Annotated in this window: 13 protein-coding genes and 1 pseudogene; 8 read left to right on the plus strand and 6 right to left on the minus strand. The window is 65.7% G+C overall.

The window, feature by feature from the left end; translation table 11 throughout:
- The first annotated feature begins 9 nt into the window (after positions 1-9).
- From G6N73_RS08505 to G6N73_RS08535, 7 genes are all read left to right on the plus strand, one after another.
- On the plus strand, positions 10-2,577 hold the full coding sequence (locus G6N73_RS08505; RefSeq protein WP_165026056.1) for a sensor histidine kinase: 2,568 nt from the start codon (positions 10-12) through the stop codon (positions 2,575-2,577).
- 9 nt (positions 2,578-2,586) lie between these two features.
- Positions 2,587-4,095, plus strand: coding sequence for a tRNA (adenosine(37)-N6)-threonylcarbamoyltransferase complex ATPase subunit type 1 TsaE (tsaE, locus tag G6N73_RS08510; RefSeq protein ID WP_165026074.1), 1,509 nt, complete (start codon positions 2,587-2,589; stop codon positions 4,093-4,095).
- Positions 4,092-4,820 (plus strand): nucleotidyltransferase family protein, encoded by a 729-nt coding sequence (locus G6N73_RS08515; protein ID WP_165026077.1) that lies wholly within the window; start codon positions 4,092-4,094, stop codon positions 4,818-4,820. Before tsaE ends, G6N73_RS08515 begins: the two co-directional genes overlap by 4 nt.
- Entirely contained in the window at positions 4,817-7,951 is a 3,135-nt protein-coding gene (gene addB, locus G6N73_RS08520) for a double-strand break repair protein AddB (RefSeq protein WP_165026080.1), read from the plus strand. Before G6N73_RS08515 ends, addB begins: the two co-directional genes overlap by 4 nt.
- A complete protein-coding gene (gene addA, locus G6N73_RS08525; protein ID WP_165026082.1) occupies positions 7,948-11,466 on the plus strand; it encodes a double-strand break repair helicase AddA in 3,519 nt (1,172 codons plus the stop codon). Before addB ends, addA begins: the two co-directional genes overlap by 4 nt.
- 74 nt (positions 11,467-11,540) lie before the next feature.
- Positions 11,541-11,864 (plus strand): thioredoxin, encoded by a 324-nt coding sequence (trxA, locus tag G6N73_RS08530; protein ID WP_165026084.1) that lies wholly within the window; start codon positions 11,541-11,543, stop codon positions 11,862-11,864.
- A gap of 152 nt (positions 11,865-12,016) precedes the next feature.
- Positions 12,017-12,355, plus strand: a complete 339-nt coding sequence (locus G6N73_RS08535) for a type II toxin-antitoxin system HicB family antitoxin (RefSeq protein WP_165026088.1) — start codon at positions 12,017-12,019, stop codon at positions 12,353-12,355.
- 27 nt (positions 12,356-12,382) lie between these two features.
- On the opposite strand, the gene G6N73_RS08540 is transcribed toward G6N73_RS08535, so the two are convergent.
- The 6 genes and pseudogenes from G6N73_RS08540 to G6N73_RS08560 all read right to left on the minus strand — a co-directional run bounded on the left by G6N73_RS08540 (position 12,383) and on the right by G6N73_RS08560 (position 18,295).
- Positions 12,383-13,714 carry a bifunctional folylpolyglutamate synthase/dihydrofolate synthase gene (locus tag G6N73_RS08540; RefSeq protein ID WP_165026091.1) on the minus strand — a complete coding sequence of 444 codons (1,332 nt, stop codon included), beginning with the start codon at positions 13,712-13,714 and terminating at the stop codon, positions 12,383-12,385.
- Positions 13,715-13,776: 62 nt separating this feature from the next.
- The gene (accD, locus tag G6N73_RS08545) at positions 13,777-14,700 is read right to left on the minus strand and encodes an acetyl-CoA carboxylase, carboxyltransferase subunit beta (protein ID WP_165026093.1); all 924 of its coding nucleotides are present in this window, start codon (positions 14,698-14,700) and stop codon (positions 13,777-13,779) included.
- A gap of 35 nt (positions 14,701-14,735) precedes the next feature.
- On the minus strand, positions 14,736-15,575 hold the full coding sequence (gene trpA / locus G6N73_RS08550) for a tryptophan synthase subunit alpha (protein WP_343044573.1): 840 nt from the start codon (positions 15,573-15,575) through the stop codon (positions 14,736-14,738).
- A 51-nt stretch (positions 15,576-15,626) separates the two neighbouring features.
- Positions 15,627-15,881: pseudogene (locus G6N73_RS38530) on the minus strand (type II toxin-antitoxin system RelE/ParE family toxin); the annotation flags it as partial.
- A gap of 371 nt (positions 15,882-16,252) precedes the next feature.
- Entirely contained in the window at positions 16,253-17,503 is a 1,251-nt protein-coding gene (gene trpB, locus G6N73_RS08555; RefSeq protein WP_165026097.1) for a tryptophan synthase subunit beta, read from the minus strand.
- A gap of 132 nt (positions 17,504-17,635) precedes the next feature.
- Positions 17,636-18,295, minus strand: coding sequence for a phosphoribosylanthranilate isomerase (locus tag G6N73_RS08560; RefSeq protein ID WP_165026099.1), 660 nt, complete (start codon positions 18,293-18,295; stop codon positions 17,636-17,638).
- Between the two features lie 157 nt (positions 18,296-18,452).
- On the opposite strand from G6N73_RS08560, the gene G6N73_RS08565 reads away from it, so the two are divergent.
- Positions 18,453-19,292: a cycloisomerase gene (locus G6N73_RS08565; protein ID WP_165026101.1), complete on the plus strand. Its 840-nt coding sequence runs from the start codon at positions 18,453-18,455 to the stop codon at positions 19,290-19,292.
- Position 19,293 lies beyond the last annotated feature (1 nt).

Genomic DNA, 19,293 nt, shown 5'->3' on the forward strand with positions numbered 1-19,293 from the left:
GAACAAGGCATGCCGGGGGAATACCCGCGTAGAGCGGGACTGGCCGTTACCGGCGGCCGCAATGATTCACATACCGGCGCGCGGTTCGGCGGAGCATGGCCGAAGCGCCTGTTCGCGCGTTCCCCCGTTCGGCGCCTGCTCGGCGCAACCTCGCTTTCCACGCTTCTCGCCACCGATCTGGCCTTCGCGCAAACCGAAGCCGTCGTGCGCTCGTCCGGCCTCTCGGTCGGCACGGTCGAGGTGATCCAGATTTCCATGTTCGCCGGCGTGATGGGCGCGGCTCTGATCTCGGCCATCGTCCTGATCCGCGAACGGGCCCGGACATCGGCCGAGAATGTAGAGCTGCGCAACCGCATCGCCGATCTCAACGCATCGCTGCAGCGTTCCGATGCGCTCCTCAATCTGCGCGACCAGCGTGTGGTGGTGTGGGCGTCGGAGAAGCAGAAGCCGGAACTGATCGGTGCCTTGCCGGCGGAGACCGGCGCGCCCGAGGATCGCGCGGCCTTCCTGGCCTTCGGGCGCTGGCTGATGCCGCGCTCGGCGGCAGCGCTCGACCACGCAATGGCCGGGCTGCGCGAAAGGTCCGCCGCCTTCGACCTCGTGGTCGAGACGCAAAGCGGCGCACCGCTCGAGGTCCAGGGCCGCAAGACTCCTGCCCATGTGCTGATAAAGTTCATGTCGCTGTCGGAGGCGCAGCGCAACCAGGCGCGGCTGCGGCTGGAAAACCAGCGGCTCTCGGCCGAGCACGAGAACATGCTCGGGCTGATCGATGCGCTGAAGATGCCGTTCTGGATCCGCTCGGCCGACGGGCGGCTGAAATGGGTCAATCGCGCCTATGCGGAAGCCGTGGAGACTTCCAGCCCCGAGGCCGCGATCAGCGAAGGCAGGGAGTTTCTCGGCACGCCGGCGCGCGAGGCGATCGCCCGCCAGCATCTGGCCACGCCGGTCTTCGAACAGAAGCTTTCGACCGTGATCGGCGGCGACCGCAAGGTCTTCACGGTCACCAATTACGCCGGCGGCGAAGGCTCGGCCGGCATCGCCACCGACATGAGCGCCATCGAGGCGATCCGCGAGGAATACGAGCGGACCGTCCGCAGCCATGCCGACACGCTCGACCAGCTCACCACCGCGGTGGCGATTTTCGACAGCGGTCAAAAGCTGCGCTTCTTCAACCAGGCCTTCCAGAAGCTTTGGGATCTCGATGGCGGCTTCCTGGCCAGCGCGCCGGATAATGCGCTGCTGCTCGACCGGTTGCGCAGCGAAGGCAAGATCGCCGAACAGCCGGAATGGCGGCGCTGGAAGGAAAACCTGCTTGCCGCCTATCGCGCGGTCGAGACCCAGGAGCATTGGTGGCATCTGCCCGACGGCCGCACGATCCGCGTCGTCGCCAACCCGCAGCCCAAGGGTGGCGTGACCTGGGTGTTCGAGAACCTGACCGAGAAAATGAACCTCGAAAGCCGCTACAATACGGTGGTCAGGGTGCAGGGCGAGACGCTCGACAATCTGGCCGAAGGCGTCGCCGTGTTCGGGCCCGACGGCCGTATCAGGCTCTCGAATCCGGCCTTTACCGGCCTGTGGGGGCTGCCGGCCGACATTGTCGGCCAGAAGACGCACATATCGGCGATCCGCGCCCAGTGCGAGGCGCTCGCCAAGGACAGCCCCTGGGGCGGCTTCGTTGCGGCGGTGACCGGCTTCGACGACGAGCGGCGCGACCGGCATGGCCAGACCGAACTGGTGAACGGCACGGTGCTGCGCTACGCCGTCATCCACCTGCCCAACGGCCAGGTCATGATGACCTTCGTCGACGTGACCGACAGCGTCGCTGTCGAGCGCGCGCTGAAGGAGAAGAACGAGGCGTTGCAGAAGGCCGACCAGCTCAAGAACGATTTCGTCCAGCACGTGTCCTATGAGCTGCGCTCGCCGCTAACCAACATTATCGGTTTCACCGAGCTCTTGTCGTTGGCCGCCACCGGGCCGCTGGCGCCGCGCCAGCGCGAATATGTCGAGCATATCGGCTCGTCGTCATCCGTGCTGCTCACCATCGTCAACGACATTCTCGACCTCGCCACCGTCGACGCCGGCATCATGGAGCTGGAGATAGCCGAGGTTCGTATCGACCAGACCATCGCGGCGGCGGCCGAACTTGTGTCCGACCGGCTGGAGGAGCATTCGATCCGGCTTGAGATCGACGCGGCCGGCGCGCCGAAGACCTTCCACGGCGACGAGACCCGCATCCGCCAGATACTGTATAATCTGTTGAGCAACGCCGTGAACTATGCGCCCGAGGCGAGCACGATCACGCTTTCCTGCCGGCAGTTGCCGCATGGGGTCGAATTTTCCGTGCATGACGACGGGCCGGGCATGCCGCCCGAAATCCTCGACACGGTGTTCCGGCGCTTCGAGCCGCGGGTCAATGGCGGCAGGCGGCGCGGCGCCGGGCTCGGCCTGTCTATCGTCAAGAGCTTCGTCGAACTGCATGGCGGCAAGGTGCGCATCGACACCGGCCGGGACCGCGGCACCACCGTGGCTTGCGAGTTTCCGGCAGCACCGAGCGGCGTCCGCGCCGCGGCGGAGTAGTGCTGCCTGATGGATTTTTCGACCCTTGAGCGGTTCCTCCCCGACGAGCGTGCGACGACCATGCTTGGCGCGGATCTGGCTCTGGCCTTGCGCGCCGGCGATGTGCTGGCGCTCGAAGGCGATCTCGGGGCGGGCAAGACGACGCTGGCGCGCGGACTGATCCGGGCGCTGGCCGGCGACCCGGAGCTGGAGGTGCCGAGCCCCACCTTCACCCTTGTGCAGGCCTATGAGGGCCGCATTCCGGTCCATCATTTCGATCTTTACCGGCTGGCCTCGGCGGCCGAGCTTAACGAACTGGGTTTCGACGACGCGGTCGCTCAGGGTGCGGCCCTGGTCGAATGGCCTGATCGGGCGGTAGGCCGCCTGCCGGAAAGCGCCGTTCATGTCGAACTCACCCATCAGGACGCCGGCCGGCTTGCCCGGATTACCGGCAAAGGCGCTGCCATCGAGCGCATCGGCCGCTCGCTCGCTGCGCGCGATTTTCTGGCGCAGTCAGGCCATGGTGGTGCGCAGCGGAAATACTTCACCGGCGACGCATCGGCGCGCTCCTACGAGATAGTCGATGGCAATGGCCAGCCACAGCTGGTGCTGATGAACTCGCCCAAGCTGGTGCTCGGCCCGCCCGTCCGCGACGGCAAACCCTATGCCGAGATCGCCCACACGGCGCAGTCCGTCTCGGCTTTCGTCGCCATCGACCGCGCGCTGAAGGCAGGGGGCGTGGCGGTTCCCGAAATTTTCGCCGCCGATCTCAAACAGGGCTTTCTGCTGATCGAGCATCTCGGCTCCGGCAGCTTTCTTGACGCCGGAAAGCCGGTGGCGGCGCGCTATGCCGCGGCGGCCGAACTGCTCGCCATGATGCATGGCCGGAAATGGCCAAGCCGTATGGAAGCGGCGAAGGGCGTGCACCATGTCGTTCCGCCTTTCGACCAAGATGCCATGATGATCGAGGCCGAACTGCTGGTCGACTGGTATATTCCGTTCGTAACCGGTAAGCCGGCTAATGATGAGGTTCGCGCAGGTTTCAAGGAAGCGTGGCGCGAAATCTTCGGGCGACTGGAAGACGCGGAAAAGACGCTGATGTTACGGGATTTCCACTCGCCGAACCTGATCTGGCAGGCTGAACGCCACGGTCACGACCGCATCGGCGTACTCGATTTCCAGGATGCGCTGATCGGGCCGTCGGCCTATGATCTGGCATCGCTGGCCATGGATGCGCGCGTGACCGTTTCGCCTGAAATCGAGCATTCGACCTACGACGCCTACGTCGCCGCGCGCCGATCGGCGGGTCCGTTCGACGAGGCGGGCTTCAGCGAAGCCTATGCGGCGATGGCGGCGCAGCGCAATTCCAAGATCCTCGGCATTTTCGTGCGTCTTAACGAGCGCGACGGCAAGCCGGACTATCTGCGCCATCTACCGCGCATCCGCGACTACCTCAGCCGGGCTCTCGCGCATCCGGCGCTTGCCGGGCTCAAGGATTTCTACAGCCGCAACGGCCTGCTTGGAGATACCGCGGAATGAACGGCGCGCCTGATACCGCGATGGTCCTCGCCGCCGGCCTCGGTATCCGCATGCGGCCGATCACCGCCACAAAGCCGAAGCCGCTGATCGAGGTCGCCGGCAAGTCTCTGCTCGACTGGGGCCTGGACAGCCTGGCCGAAGTCGGCGTCGCCAAGGCCGTCGTCAACGTCCACTATTTGCCCGAACAGATCGTCGCCCATGTAAGCCGGCGGCAGAAGCCGAGGATCGTCATTTCCGATGAAAGCGAGGCGCTGCTCGATTCGGCCGGCGGCATCGTCAAGGCGCTGCCGGAGCTCGGGCCAAAACCCTTCTACGTCGTCAACGCCGATACCTTCTGGGTCGATGAGGCGGAATCGAATCTCGGCAGGCTGGCTGCGGCGTGGGATGCGTCGAAGATGGACATGCTGCTGATGCTCGCCGACCTGCGATCGGCCACCGGCCATAGCGGCGGCACGGATTTCCTGGTCGCGCCCGATGGCCGCCTGTCCCGCGCCGGCGGCGACCCATCCGGCCTGATCTATGCCGGGGCGGCGATCGTACACCCCGGGATCTTTGCCGGCGCAGCAATCGCGAAACAGTCGCTCAATCTCTATTTCGACCGTGCCATCGCGGCGGGCCGGCTGTTCGGTCTGCGCATGAATGGCAGCTGGATCACGGTCGGCACCCCGGACGCGATCGCGCCGGCCGAGGCGGCTGTCGCGCGGGCTCAAGTGGTCGGCGCATGACCGGCGGCGGAAAGCCGCCGCGGGTGTTTTCAATCCCGCCCGGCGTCGCCTTCCTGCCGACCATGGCCGAGGCGCTGAATGGCGGCCGGCTCGTGCCCGGCTTCCGCTTCGACGGCGATCCTCTGGATCTGGCCGATGTGACGATCTACGTGCCGACCCGCCGCGCCGCACGCGAGCTGCGGGGCGTGTTCGTCGACATGGCCGGCGGGCGCTCGGCGATCCTGCCGGTGATCCGGCCGCTCGGCGAATTCGACGAGGACGAGGCGATCTTTGCTCCCGGAAGCGCCGGCGCGATCGATCTTTTGCCGCCGATCGCGCCGGCCGACCGGCTGCTGCTGCTCGCGCCGATGGTGCGCGCCTGGAAGCGCCGCCTGCCCGCACATGTCGCGGCCCTGTTCGAAGAAGACATCGTCGTGCCGGCGTCGACCGCCGACGCCATCTGGCTGGCGCGCGACCTCGCCGCACTGATGGACGAGATCGAGACAGAGGGTTCGGACTGGAAGAAGCTCGGCGAACTGGTTTCCGGCGACCTTGCCAATTGGTGGCAGGTGACGCTCGATTTCCTCGAAATCGTCACCTCGGCGTGGCCGGCGCTGCTCGCCGAGCGCGGGCAGTCGAACCCGGCCGCGCATCGAAGCGCGTTGATCCGGCTGGAGGCTGAGCGGCTGCGGCAAAATCCGCCCGCCGGCCCGGTGATAGCGGCCGGCTCCACCGGCTCCATTCCAGCAACCGCCGAGCTGCTGTCGGCGATCGCCCGGTTGCCGAACGGCGCCGTGGTGCTGCCCGGATTGGATAAGTCGCTCGACGAGCGGTCCTGGGCGATCATCTCGGACCTCGTGCCCCAAGCGTCGGTTCTAGGCCACCCGCAATACGGCCTGGCAAAGCTCCTGCAGAAGATCGGCATCCTGCGTGCCGATGTCGACGAGATAGGCTCGCCCAAAAAGGCGATGTCGGACCGCGCGGCTCTGGTCGGCGAGGCTCTAAGGCCGGCCGAAACCACCGACGACTGGGCCGGGCGGCGCATCGCCATGAATTCCGGCGAATTGGCCGACGCGCTCTCCGGTGTGACGCTCCTGGAAGCCGCCAATGAGCGGGACGAGGCGGCGGCCATCGCGGTCGCGCTGAAGGCAGCCGTCGAGGCGCCGGGCCGCACCGCCGCGCTGGTCACCGGCGACAGGAACCTGGCGCGTCGGGTCTCGGCCGAACTGCTGCGCTTCGGCGTGCGCGCCGACGATTCCGGCGGCGTCCCGCTCGCCAACACCGCGCCCGGAGCGCTGTTGCGCCTGCTGGTCAAGGCGGCGTTCAGCCCTGGCGATCCGCTGTCGCTGCTGTCGCTGCTCAAGCATCCGCTGATCTCGCTCGGGCTGGAGCGGAGCTCTGTCAGGGCGGCGGTGGAAACGATCGAGCTGGTCGCGCTGCGCGGCGGCACGGGCAGGCCGGACATTCATGAGCTGGTTGATTTGTTCGACGTGCGGCTTGCCGGTTTGGCCAGCCAGAACAGGCAGCCGGCCTGGTTCGGCCGCTTGAGCGAGCGGCGCATCAACGCGGCGCGCAGCGTGTTGCGGCGGCTCGCCGAAGCCATCGCACCGCTTGCTCCATTCCGGGAGGCCGGCGAGGTCGAACTGACGGCGATCATGCGCGCCACTGCGATGGCGCTCGAAAATTTCGCGCGCGGTCCCGGAGGCGGAAATGACACGCTCTATGCCGGCGACGCCGGCGAAAAGCTTGCCGAATTGCTGCGCGGGCTGGTCGCCTCGACGGCGTCGCTCACTTTCGACGCGGCGGAATGGCCGGACGTGCTGGAGGCGCTGCTTGCGCCCGAGATCGTCAAGCCGGCTCACGCAACCGACAGCCGCATCTCGATCTGGGGCGCTCTTGAAGCCCGGCTGCAGTCGGTCGACACGCTGGTCGTCGGCGGTCTGAACGAAGGCATCTGGCCGCGCAAGCCGCAGGCCGACCGTTTCATGTCGCGCGTCATGAAGACCGGCATCGACCTCGAACCGCCGGAGCGCCGGATCGGCCAGTCGGCGCATGATTTCCAGATGGCGATGGGAACGGAAGACATAATCCTGTCGCGCTCGGCGCGTTCGGGCGACGCGCCCGCCGTTCCGTCGCGCTGGCTGCAGCGCCTGCTGGCCTTCGCCGGACCCGATCAGGCCGGGATCATGCGCGCGCGGGGCGCAGCCCTGCTCGACTGGGCGCGGGCGCTCGATGCCGGCGCGCCGGTCAGATTCGCCAAACGGCCCGCGCCGAAGCCGCCGCTCGACATTCGTCCGCGTCATTTTTCCGTGACCGAGATCGAGACGCTGCGGCGCGATCCCTACGCCATCTATGCGCGCAAGATACTCAGCCTCGCGCCGATCGATCCGCTGGTGCGCGACCCCGGCGCGGCCGAACGCGGAACGCTGTTCCACAAGATACTTCACCGCTTTTCCGAAACGGTTGCAGATCCGCGCAACGAAGAAGCTTACAAGCTGCTTATCGAGGCTGGCCGCGAGAGCTTTGCCGAGTGCGCGCTGCCGGAGGACGTCGAGGCCATATGGTGGCCGCGCTTCATGAAGATGGCTGCGGAATTCATCGCCTGGGAGCGCAGCCGCGCCGCGAACGTGGTCAGCCGCCATCCGGAGGCGCGTGCCGAAGCAATGCAGGTCGGCGGCTCGGGCGTGACGCTGTCGGGCTACGCCGATCGCATCGACCTGCTGCCGGCCGGCATGGCAGACATTATCGACTACAAGACCGGCTCCTCGCCGTCGAAAATGCAGGCGCACACTTTGCTTGCGCCGCAGCTGGCGCTGGAGGGCGCGCTGCTGCAGCGCGGCGCGTTCCGGGAACTCGGCAGCCGTACGCCGGCGGAACTCGCATTCGTGCGGCTGAAAGCCAACGGCCTGGTGCTTGAGGAATCGATCCTGCGGGTCAACGGGACGCCCAAGTCCGGCCCGGCGCTTTCGCAGGAAGCCTGGGAGCGGCTTGAGGCGCTGCTGGAGCACTACAACAATCTTGAAGCCGGCTATCTTTCGCGGGCGCTGCCATTCCGGGAAGGCGAGACCGACGGCGACTACGATCATCTTGCGCGGGTCCTGGAGTGGTCGGCCGGCGGCGACGGGCCGGACGATCTGGACACCGGCGAATGAAGAAGAAGTTCACAGTCCCCTTCGAGACCGCCGAGCGCCAGGCCAAGGCCTCCGACCCGCAGCATTCCGTCTGGGTGTCGGCAAACGCCGGTTCCGGCAAGACGCACGTGCTGGCGCAGCGCGTCATCCGGCTTTTGCTGGAGGGTACCGACCCCTCCAGGATACTTTGCCTGACCTATACCCGCGCCGCCGCCGCGAACATGTCGAACCGCGTCTTTTCCAGCCTGTCGTCCTGGACGATGCTCGGCGACGACGAACTTGCGCAACGGATCGAGGATCTGGACGGCAGGAAGCCGGACGCCGAGAAGATGCGGCGCGCTCGCCGCCTGTTCGCGCAGGCGCTGGAGACCCCCGGCGGGCTGAAGATCCAGACCATCCACGCATTCTGCGAATCGGTGCTGCACCAGTTTCCGCTGGAAGCCAACATCGCCGCGCATTTCGAGATGCTCGATCCGGCGATGGAGCAGACGCTGTTCGCCACCGCGCGGCGCGAGATGATCACTGGCGCTGCGGCCGGCAATCCCGAACTCGCCGAGGCTTTCGCGGCGGTGCTGGAGCGCGGCGGCGAATGGGGCCTCGACATGCTGCTGCAGGAGATCGTGCAGAAGCGCGACAGCCTCCGCATATTGATAGACGCCGCGGGCGGCGACCCCGCGCCTTACGAGGCACTGTTTTCGGAATTCGATTTCACGCCGGAGGACAGCGCCGAGGGCATCGCTTCGATGGCTTGGCCGCTTCCCGGTTTCCCGCTGGAGTTCTTCGAGCGGTTCGCAACCGACGCCGAGGAGGTCGACGCACGTTCGGTGATCAAGGATATCCTGCCCGACGCGGTTCTCGCCTTCGCCGAAACCGACCCGGTGAGGCGCCTTCAATTGCTTGCGCGCGGCTTTCTCAAGGGCGATGGCGAGCCTTATGCTACCGGCAGATTGTTCACCAAGAGGCTGCTCGCCCGTTTGCCGGACCTGCCGCAGCGCTATGCGGAGGCCACGGATGCGATCATGGCCGCCTGCGACCGGCTGGCGCTGTTTCGCATGCTCGAAGGCACGCGCGCCGCATTGACCATCGCCGACTGGCTGATCGCCCGCTACGAGCAACTGAAAGCCGGGCGCGGTTTCCTCGACTTCAACGATTTGATCACCCGCACCGTGCGGCTGTTGGCGCGCCAGGATGCAGGGCCATGGGTGCAGTACAAGCTCGACAAGGGCATCGACCACATATTGCTGGATGAGGCGCAGGACACCAGCCCGGACCAGTGGAACGTGGTCAAGCGGCTGGCCGAGGAGTTCTTTGCCGGCTTCGGCGCGCGCGACAATGTCCACCGCACGGTGTTTGCCGTCGGCGACGAAAAGCAGTCGATCTATTCTTTCCAGGGGGCGGCGCCCGAATCCTTCGCAGAGACGGGCCATGAATTCTCACAAAAAATCCGCGGGGCGAATGGCAGCTTTGAGAGGGTTGGGCTGACCTGGTCGTTCCGCTCGACCAGCGACGTGCTGGCCGCGGTCGACCTGGTCTTTGCCAGCGAGCAGGCCCGCCGCGGCCTGTCGCACGATCCGGACCCGCCTGGGCACAAGGCGATCCGCGACAACGAGCCCGGCTATGTCGAGGTCTGGCCGTCTGTCGGCGCCGCCGCGATAGAGGAGCCGGAGGATTGGCGGGAGGCTATCGACCACGCGCAGGCCCCAGCGGTGCGGGTAGCCGAGCAGGTGGCCGCCACGATCCAGGACTGGATCCGGTCCGGCGAGATCATCGAGGGGACCGGCAAAAGGCTGAGCGCCGGCGATGTCATGGTCCTGGTGCGCAAGCGCGACCGCTTCGTCCACGCGCTGGCGCGCAGCCTGAAAAACCGGCAGATCCCGGTGGCGGGCGCCGACCGGCTGAGCCTGCCCGGCCATATCGCGGTCAAGGACATGATCGCGCTCGGGCGTTTCCTGATCCAGCCCGAGGACGATCTGTCGCTGGCCGCGGTGCTCAGGAGCCCGGTCTTCGCGCTCAGCGAGGACGATCTGTTCGCGCTCGCCGCCGGTCGCGGCAAGGGGCTGTCGCTCGCTGCTTCGCTGCGCAAGCACGGCGAGACCGACATCAGGCTGGGCCTGATCGCCGAGAAACTCGATGCCTGGGCCGGCGAGGCCGCCTTCAAGCCGGTCTTCGAATTCTATTCGGGCGTGCTCGGCCGCGACGGCGTGCGCCGCCGCATGATCGCAAGGCTCGGCCAGGAAGCCGGCGACATTCTCGACGAGTTCCTGAATTTCTGCCTCGCCGAGGAGCGCGCCGGCCTGCCGGGGTTGGAAGCCTTCCTGGCGACGCTCGAAAGCGCCGGCCCCGACATCAAGCGCGAGATGGACCAGACGCGCGACGAGGTGCGCATCATGACCGTGCACGCCGCCAAGGGCCTGGAAGCGCCGGTGGTGTTCCTGGTCGACGGCGGGGCGGCGCCTTTCAGCGAGCAGCATCTGCCGCGCCTGGTGCCGTTCGAGCCGCGCGGCGAGCTTCGCCACGTCAAGGCCTATCTGTGGCGATCGTCCGCCGACATCGCCAACGGCGTTTCGCGGGAGGCTGCGCTTCGCATCAGGGAGCGCGCCGACGACGAATACCGCCGCCTGCTCTATGTCGGCATGACCCGCGCCGAGGACCGGCTGATCGTCTGCGGCTATCACGGCAAGCGCGGCCAGAACGACACGACCTGGCACGCCATCGTCAGCGGCGCGCTTGGCGGCTCCGTGCACAGCGAAGAGCGCCCGCACCCTGCCGGCGGCGATCCCGTCCGCCGTTTCCGAGTCAGCACCGGACCAGCAACCGGCTTCGCGGCGGAGGCGGCAGCCGAAAAACAGCGGACCGTCGTGGAAATCCCGCCACGCCTGTTCGAGAATCTGCCCCCTTCGGAGGCGCTACCGAAGCCGCTTTCGCCGTCCGGCGCCTCGGTGCTGATCGACGAGACCAGGGAGCCGGTGATTTCCGGCCGCTCGCCGGTGCTCGATCCGGATGTGGAGCCGGGCTTCGCCATCGCCCGCGGCATCGCTTTGCACAAGCTTTTGCAGATGCTGCCCACCCTGCCCGCAGCCGAGAGCAACGCCGCCGGCCGGCGTTATCTCGAGCGCGCCGGCGCGGGCTGGCCGGCTGGAGAGCGCGAAGCCGCACTGGCCTCGGTCGAGGCGATCCTCGCCTCGCCTCGCTTTTCACCGCTGTTTGCCGAAGGTTCGCGCGCCGAGGTCTCGGTCATGGGCAGGCTGAAAGTCAGGGGCAAGGAGCGCGCGGTTTCCGGCACAATCGACCGTCTCGCGATCACCGCCGGCGAAGTGCAGATCGTCGACTACAAAAGCAACCGCCCCGCCCCGCAGACGCTGGATGCCGTGCCGCCGGCCTACATCGTGCAGCTCGCGCTCTACCGCGCCTTGCTTGCACTGCTCTACCCCGGCAAAACCGTCACGGCGGCGCTTCTCTTCACCGAGGAGCCGCGGCTGATCGAGCTTCCCGCAGCCGTGATGGACGAGGCTCTTGTCCGACTCACGCAGGCGTGACACAAACTCTGCTTGAAGCCATCCGCCTCCGGCACCACATGTGGTGCCACCTCGAACCCTGAAAGGATTTCATCATGGCCACTGTGAAGGTCGACAAGAACAGCTTCAAGGCGGATGTGCTCGACGCCGCCGGTCCGGTCGTCGTTGATTTCTGGGCCGAATGGTGCGGTCCCTGCAAGATGATCGGTCCGTCGCTGGAGGAAATCTCGACCGAAATGGCCGGCAAGGTGAAAATCACCAAGGTCAATATCGACGAGAATCCGGAGATCGCGGCGCAGTTCGGCGTCCGCTCGATCCCGACGCTGATGATCTTCAAGGACGGCGAAGTCGCCGACATGAAGGTCGGCGCGCTGCCCAAGACCGCGCTGTCGCACTGGATCAGCGGCAACGTCGCCTGATTCCTCGTAACGTATCGCACAAGCAAAGCCCGGCCTCGCGCCGGGCTTTTTGTTTTGGCACACGCGAAATGAGACCTTCGCTTTACTGTGGTATTGGAAGACGGTGCGGTCGCCAGCATCAGGAAATGGCTCGACAGCCACGGAGTTAGGCCATGAAGAACGTTATCGAGATAGACGGCCACAAGGCGGTTGTGTCGCTGGATCCGGAAATCGGGATGTTCCGCGGCGAATTTCTCGGCTTGGCTGGAGGCGCGGACTTTTATGCCGAGAGCGTCGAGGCCTTGTTCGCCGAGGGGCGCAAGTCGCTGCAGGTGTTTCTCGACATGTGCAGGGAAAAGGGTATCGCGCCGTTCCGCGAGTTTTCCGGCCGATTCAACGTCCGCCTGGACCCCAGGACGCATGAGGCAGCCGTGGTTGCTGCGGCGGCTGAAGACAAGAGCCTGAACGAATGGGTGGCCGAAGCGATCGAAACGGCGGCGCATGCCGACTGAGGAAGGCCGGGCCTTGTGCCGCCGTCGTCAAGTCGGCGGCGTGCCGTTTTCGGCCAGTACCGCGCCCACCAGATAGAGCGACCCGCCGATAAGGATGCGCGGCGGCGTCTCGCTCTCGTCCCAGGTGTCGCGCAAGAGCATCAGCGCATTGGCGACAGAACTGACCGGTTCGGCTGAAAGGCCGGCCTCGATGGCGCGCACGGCGAGTTCCGCATTGGGCACGCCGGCCTCGCTCATGCTGACCGGAACCGTGTAGACATGGCGCGCCATGCCTTCGAAGGCGCGGAAGTAGCCGGTCTGGTCCTTGGTGTTGATCATGCCGCAGATAAGGAACAACGGCCGGCTGAACTTTTCCTCCTGCTCGACCAGCGCCTCGGCGATGACGAGGCCGGCGCCCGGATTGTGGCCGCCGTCGATCCAGACTTCTGCGCCCTCGGGCGCAAGATCCGACAGCCGGCCCTGCGGCAGGCGCTGCATGCGGCCCGGCCAGGCGACGCTTGCCATTGCGCGGTCGGTTGCGCGGTGGCCGATCTCGAAGCCGGCAACCTTTACGGTCGCGATCGCGGCGGCGGCGTTTGCGAACTGGTGGCGGCCTGGCAGGCGCGGCGGCGTCAGATCCATCAGGCCGGACTGATCCTGGTAGATCATGCGGCCGTTCTCCTCATAGGCGAGGTAGTCCTGACCATAGATCGAAACCGGGCAGCCGAGACGCTCGGCCACCTCGACGAGGACCTCCTGCGCGATCCCGCTTTCCTGCGCGCCGATCACGACCGGGCAGCCCGGCTTGATGATGCCGGCCTTTTCGGAGGCGATCAGTTCGACGCGGTCGCCGAGAAACGACTGGTGATCGAGCGAGATCGGCATGATCAGGCTGGCGGCCGACCGCGAAATCACATTGGTCGCGTCGAAGCGGCCGCCGAGCCCGACCTCGATGATGGCCGCATCCGCCGGATGCTCGGAAAACAGCATGAAGGTGACGGCGGTCAGGATCTCGAAGACGGTGATCGCCTCGCCGCGATTGACCTCGGCGGCGCGCGAGATCGCCTCGGCCAGAACCGCGTCGTCGACCAGCCTGCCGCCACCTTTCGCCGCCATCCGGTAGCGCTCGTGCCAGTTCACCAGATGCGGCGAGGTGTGGACATGGACGCGCAGACCTTCGGCTTCGAGCAAGGCCCGCGCAAAGGCGGCGGCCGAGCCCTTGCCGTTGGTGCCGGCGATGTGGATGACCGGCGGCAGCTTGTCCTGCGGATTGCCGAGACGGTCGAGCAACCGCGTGATCCGCTCCAGCGAAAGGTCGAAGCCTTTCGGGTGAAGCGCCAGCAGGCGGTCGATTTCGCGGTCGGCCAGGAGCGTTGTCATGAGGAAGTCCTAGGCAAGCGCGGGCTTGCGCGCAATGTCAGACCGCGGCGTTAAATGTCGCTTCAGGCCTGCGGCCGGACCTCGGCGGAAATGGTGGCGGGCGGCAGGATTTCTGGCTCCAGCGCTTTCGCTTCCTCCGGCGTCTTCATCAGGATCTTCAACAACCGCGCGATCGTCGATTTGAGCTCGAGGCGCGAGACCACCATGTCGACCATGCCGTGATCCATCAGATATTCGGCGCGCTGGAAGCCGTCGGGCAGCTTTTCGCGGATGGTCTGCTCGATGACGCGTGGGCCGGCAAAGCCGATCAGCGCCCCCGGCTCGGCGATATGGACATCGCCCAACATGGCGTAGGAGGCGGTGACGCCGCCGGTGGTTGGATTGGTGAGCACCACGATATAGGGCAGCCCGGCTTCCTTCAGCCGGTCGACGGCGACTGTCGTGCGCGGCAGCTGCATCAGCGACAGGATGCCCTCCTGCATGCGCGCGCCGCCGGACGCTGCAAACAGGATCATCGGCCGCCGCCTTTCCACCGCGACCTCGAACGCGCGGATGATGGCGTCGCCTGCGGCCATGCCGAGCGAGCCGCCCATGAAGGCGAAATCCTGGACCGTGACGACGACCGGCAAGCCCTCGATAGTGCCCAGCGCATTGAGGATCGCATCCTCCATGCCGGTCTTGGTGCGGGCATCCTTCAGCCGGTCGACATAGCGCTTCTCGTCGCGGAATTTCAGCGGATCGACCGGCACTTTCGGGTTTTCGAGGACCTCGAAACGGCCGTCGTCGAAGAAGAACTTCAGCCGCTCCCGGGCCGAGATCTTCATGTGATGGCCGGAGGACGGGATGACGAACTGGTTCGACTCCAAATCCTTGTGGAAAACCATCTCGCCGCTCTCAGGATCCTTGATCCAGAGGTTTTCCGGCATGTCGCGCCGGCCCAGCATCGAGTTGATCTTCGGGCGGACGTAGTTCGTGATCCAGTTCATGATCGTTTTTCCCGTGGTCTGGGTAAAATGGGAAACTATTCGGCGGGTGCAAGGCGGGCGGAGCGGACGCCCTGCGAAAGCCCGTTGACCAGCGTCGCCACGGCCTCGGCCGGATCGGCGGTTTTCTCGCCCCTCGGGCCGAGAACATTGGCCACCGCATTGACGATCGCCGTGCCGACCACGACGCCGTCGGCCGAAGCCCCGATCACCCGCGCCTGCTCGGCGGTCTTGACGCCGAAGCCGACGCAGACCGGGAGATCGGTGTGGCTCTTGATGCGGGTCACGGCGGCCGCGACCTTGGCCGTATCGGCGAGCGCCGAGCCGGTGATGCCGGTCATCGACACGTAATAGACGAAGCCCGAGGTGTTTTGGAGCACCTTGGGCAGGCGCCTGTCGTCGGTCGTCGGCGTCGCCAGCCGGATGAAATTGATCCCGGCCTTCACCGCGGGGATGCAGAGTTCCTCGTCCATCTCGGGCGGCAGGTCGACCACGATCAGCCCGTCAATCCCTGAAGCTTTCGCGTCGGCGAGGAACCGGTCGACGCCGTGGATATAGATCGGATTGTAGTAGCCCATCAGCACGATCGGCGTCTCGTCGTCGCCGGTGCGGAATTCACGCGCCATCTTGAGCGTCTTCACCAGTGTCTGTCCGCCCTTCAGCGCGCGCAGGCCGGCCGCCTGGATCGCCGGGCCGTCGGCCATCGGATCGGAAAACGGCATGCCGAGTTCGATGATGTCGCTGCCGGCCTTCGGCAGCGCCTTCATGATCGACAGCGACGTGTCGTAATCCGGGTCGCCGCCCATGAAATAGGTCACGAGCGCCGGGCGGCCCTCGGCCTTCAGCTTCGCCATGCGGCGGTCGATGCGGGTGTCGATCAAGGTAGCGCCTTCTTCCTGCAGTCCGAGTTTCGCTGGATCGGCACGCTGATCCCAAACGCGGACTACCTCTATATGGTCTTTGGTTACGCGATAGATGATCGCGAATGGAAGACGCGGAATACTATAACTGCGCAGCCCTGTCTCGCCCACCGACCTGCCGATGTAAGGGTGGTCGGAAAGGGTGGCAACAGCTTTAACGTATTGCCTGGTAGCGTGCTCCGAACCTGTGTGAAAGATGCTGCCATAATATTCCTGAAACCAAGCCAAATCGTCGTTGGCCGAAGCGAGGTAGACCAGCCTCATGAACGGCGAGGCTTCAGGAAGACATCCGGTTCCGGCGGCGGCAATTCGTTATCCGTGCCCCAGCTTTCGATCCAGCGATGCATCGCCTCGGCCGAGATAAATACGCCTTTGTCTGCCTCGGCTATGCGTTCTTTCAACAGCCTGCGCTCGGCTTCGGAGCTCCTCAAATAGGAAGCGTAGTCGCGATGCGGCCCGTTCGCAAACGACGGGTCGCCAGCTTGCTCGGTCTCCAAATCACTTGTCGTGCTTTCTCGTCTGACCATATCGAATTGCCCACGATTTGTTCAGGCAAGCTAGCACAGCCGGTGGTCTGGCTCAAATCTTTCAGGTTCTTGTCGCTGCTCTGACGGGGCCTTCGAAGATCGGACCCGTCAAATCTCCATGCCCAGCATGCCGGCGACGGTGTGGACGTCCTTGTCGCCGCGGCCGGACAGATTGACGATCACGATCTGGTCCTTGGTCATGGTCGGCGCGAGCTTGACGGCGTGGGCGATGGCATGCGCCGATTCCAACGCAGGGATAATGCCTTCAACCCGCGTGGTCAGTTGGAACGCCTCCAGCGCCTCGTTGTCGAGGATCGGCACATAGTCGACGCGCCCCGTATCGCGCAGCCAGGAATGCTCCGGCCCGACGCCGGGATAGTCGAGCCCGGCCGAGATCGAATGACCGTCGAGGATCTGCCCGTCGGCATTCTGCAGCAGGTAAGTGCGGTTGCCGTGCAGCACGCCGGGCTTGCCGGCGTTCATGGAGGCGCAATGCTCGACGCCGTCGAGCCCGCGACCGCCCGCCTCGATGCCGATGATCTTTACGCTGCGGTCGTCGAGGAACGGGTGAAAAAGGCCGATGGCGTTGGAGCCGCCGCCGACGGCGGCGATGATCGCGTCGGGCAGCCGTCCTTCCTGCTCCAGGATCTGGGCGCGCGCCTCTGTGCCGATCACCGACTGGAAGTCGCGCACCAGCTCCGGATAGGGATGCGGGCCTGCGGCCGTGCCGATCAGGTAATAGGTGTCCTCGACATTGGTCACCCAGTCGCGCAGCGCCTCGTTCATGGCGTCCTTCAGCGTGCCGTGGCCGGCGCTCACCGGCCGCACCTCCGCGCCCAGCAGCTTCATGCGGAAGACATTCGGCTTCTGCCGCTCGACATCGGTCGCGCCCATATAGACGACGCAGGGGTAGCCGAAGCGCGCCGCGACCGTCGCCGAGGCGACGCCGTGCTGGCCTGCGCCGGTCTCGGCGATGATGCGCTTCTTGCCCATGCGCTTGGCCAGCAGAATCTGGCCGAGGCAATTGTTGATCTTGTGCGAGCCGGTGTGATTCAGATCCTCGCGCTTGAAATAGATCTTTGCGCCGCCGCTCAGGCCCTTGGCGGAAGAAACCTCGCGAAGATGCCGCGTCAGCCCCTCGGCGAAATAGAGTTTTGAAGGCCGGCCGGCATAGAAGGTCGACAGCGCGTTCAGCTCCGCCTTGAATTCTGGATCGTCCTTGGCCTCGTTCCAGTGCCGCTCGAGCTCGAGGATCAGCGGCATCAGCGTCTCGGCGACGAAGCGGCCGCCGAAAATGCCGAACATGCCCTGTTCGTCCGGACCGGTGCGGAAGGAATTGGGTTCTGCCGGCTTGTTCATCGGAAATCCTGAATCGTCGCGAGTAGGCGCCGGGGACAGTTTACTTTGTTGCCCCGGAAAAGCCCGAGCGCTCGCTATGTCGCGTAAGGGGCAAAAAGTAAACTGTCCCCTTGGGCCGTTGCCGGCAACTCGTCAGGCCACGCTTCGCGCCTGCGCCGTCCGCACCGCCCGGAAAAAGTCGTCGATCAGCGCCGCGTCCTTGACGCCCGGCGCGCTTTCAACGCCCGACGAGATGTCGATGCCGGGCGGATTGGTTAGCCGCAGCGCTTCGCCGATATTGGCGGCGTTGAGGCCGCCCGAAAGCAGATAGTCCACGCCGGCGTCGATGCCTGCAAGCAGCTGCCAGTCGAACGGCACGCCATTGCCGCCCGGAAGCTCGGAGCCAGCCGGCGGCTTGGCGTCGAGGAGAAAACGGTCGGCCACGCCGCGATAAAGCGCGATCGGCTCGAGATCGCCCGCCTCCCGCACGGAAAACGCCTTCATCACCGGGAGGCCGTAGCGGGCTTTCACATAGGCAACGCGCTCCGGCGTTTCCTTGCCGTGAAGCTGCAGCATGTCGGGCGACATCGCGGCTACGATCGCATCGAGCGCAGCGTCGTCGGCATCGACGGTGACGGCGACCGCCGTGGCTCGTCCGCGCGCTGCTTCACGAACCCGCCCAGCTTCCGCGGGTTCGATGTTGCGCGGGCTCTTCGGGAAAAAAATGAACCCGACATGGCTCGCACCGCCGGCCAGCGCCGCGGCCAGCGCGTCCTCGGTCTTCAGGCCGCAGATTTTGATGTCGAGTGGCATTGCGGGGAAGTCGCACGAAATGGCCGAAGAGTCGAGCAATTTGCCGTATCGCGCCCGATAGGCCAGTCCCGTTTTGCCGAGGCGTGTTTGACGTTTATCCTGGGCCCGCAGGATGTCGCATTCGGCAATGCTCGCAGCAACGTGCCGGGAAAGCCATATGCTCAAGCTCTCAGCCGGGCCTCTTCGCGCCGCCGCCGTCGCGGCGAGCTTGCTTTGCGCGCCGGCAGCTGCCGAAGAGCCGATCACCGTGCCTGCCGAGCGCGTTGCATCCTTCAAGGCGCCCGAAGCACGGCAGGCAGTCGCGGTCGACGACCGCTTCTTCTACGCCATCGATAACCGTGCGATCGTCAAATACGACAAAAAGACGGGCGACCGGGTTGCCGAGTGGAAAGGGCCGAGCGACGGTCCGATGGTTCACTTGGATAGCGGCGTGGTGGTCGACGGCAAGCTTTATGCCGCCCATTCCAATTATCCCGGATGGCCGATGGTGAGTTCGGTCGAAATCTGGGACGCCGCGACGCTCAGGCACGTCGGTAGCCACAGTTTCGGCATCGACCGCGGTTCGCTCACCTGGCTGGATTTTTACAATGGCGTCTGGTGGGGCGCCTTCGCGAACTACAACCAGCCCCTGGCGCAAATCCCCTTTGCCGATGGCAACCAGCACACGCAGATCGTGCGTTTCGACGACGAATGGCGGGTCGCCGAGGCATGGATCCTGCCGAAGGCGCTCCTCGAAAAATTCGGCGACATGAGCAATTCCGGCGGCTCCTGGGGACCGGACGGACGGCTATGGATCACCGGCCATGACAAAGCCGAGGCCTATGCGGTGACGCTGCCGGAAGCGGGCTCGATGCTGCGCTGGGCTGCAACCATATCGCTCGACATCACCGGCCAGGGCATTGCCTGGGACCGCTCGGACCGGCAGGTGATCTGGGGCATTGTCCGCGGTGCCAAAGGCGAAAACCGTGTCACTGCCAGCCGGGTAGCGCTGCCGTGAG

The organism is Allomesorhizobium camelthorni (genome assembly GCF_011045125.1).
Taxonomy (GTDB): domain Bacteria; phylum Pseudomonadota; class Alphaproteobacteria; order Rhizobiales; family Rhizobiaceae; genus Allomesorhizobium; species Allomesorhizobium camelthorni.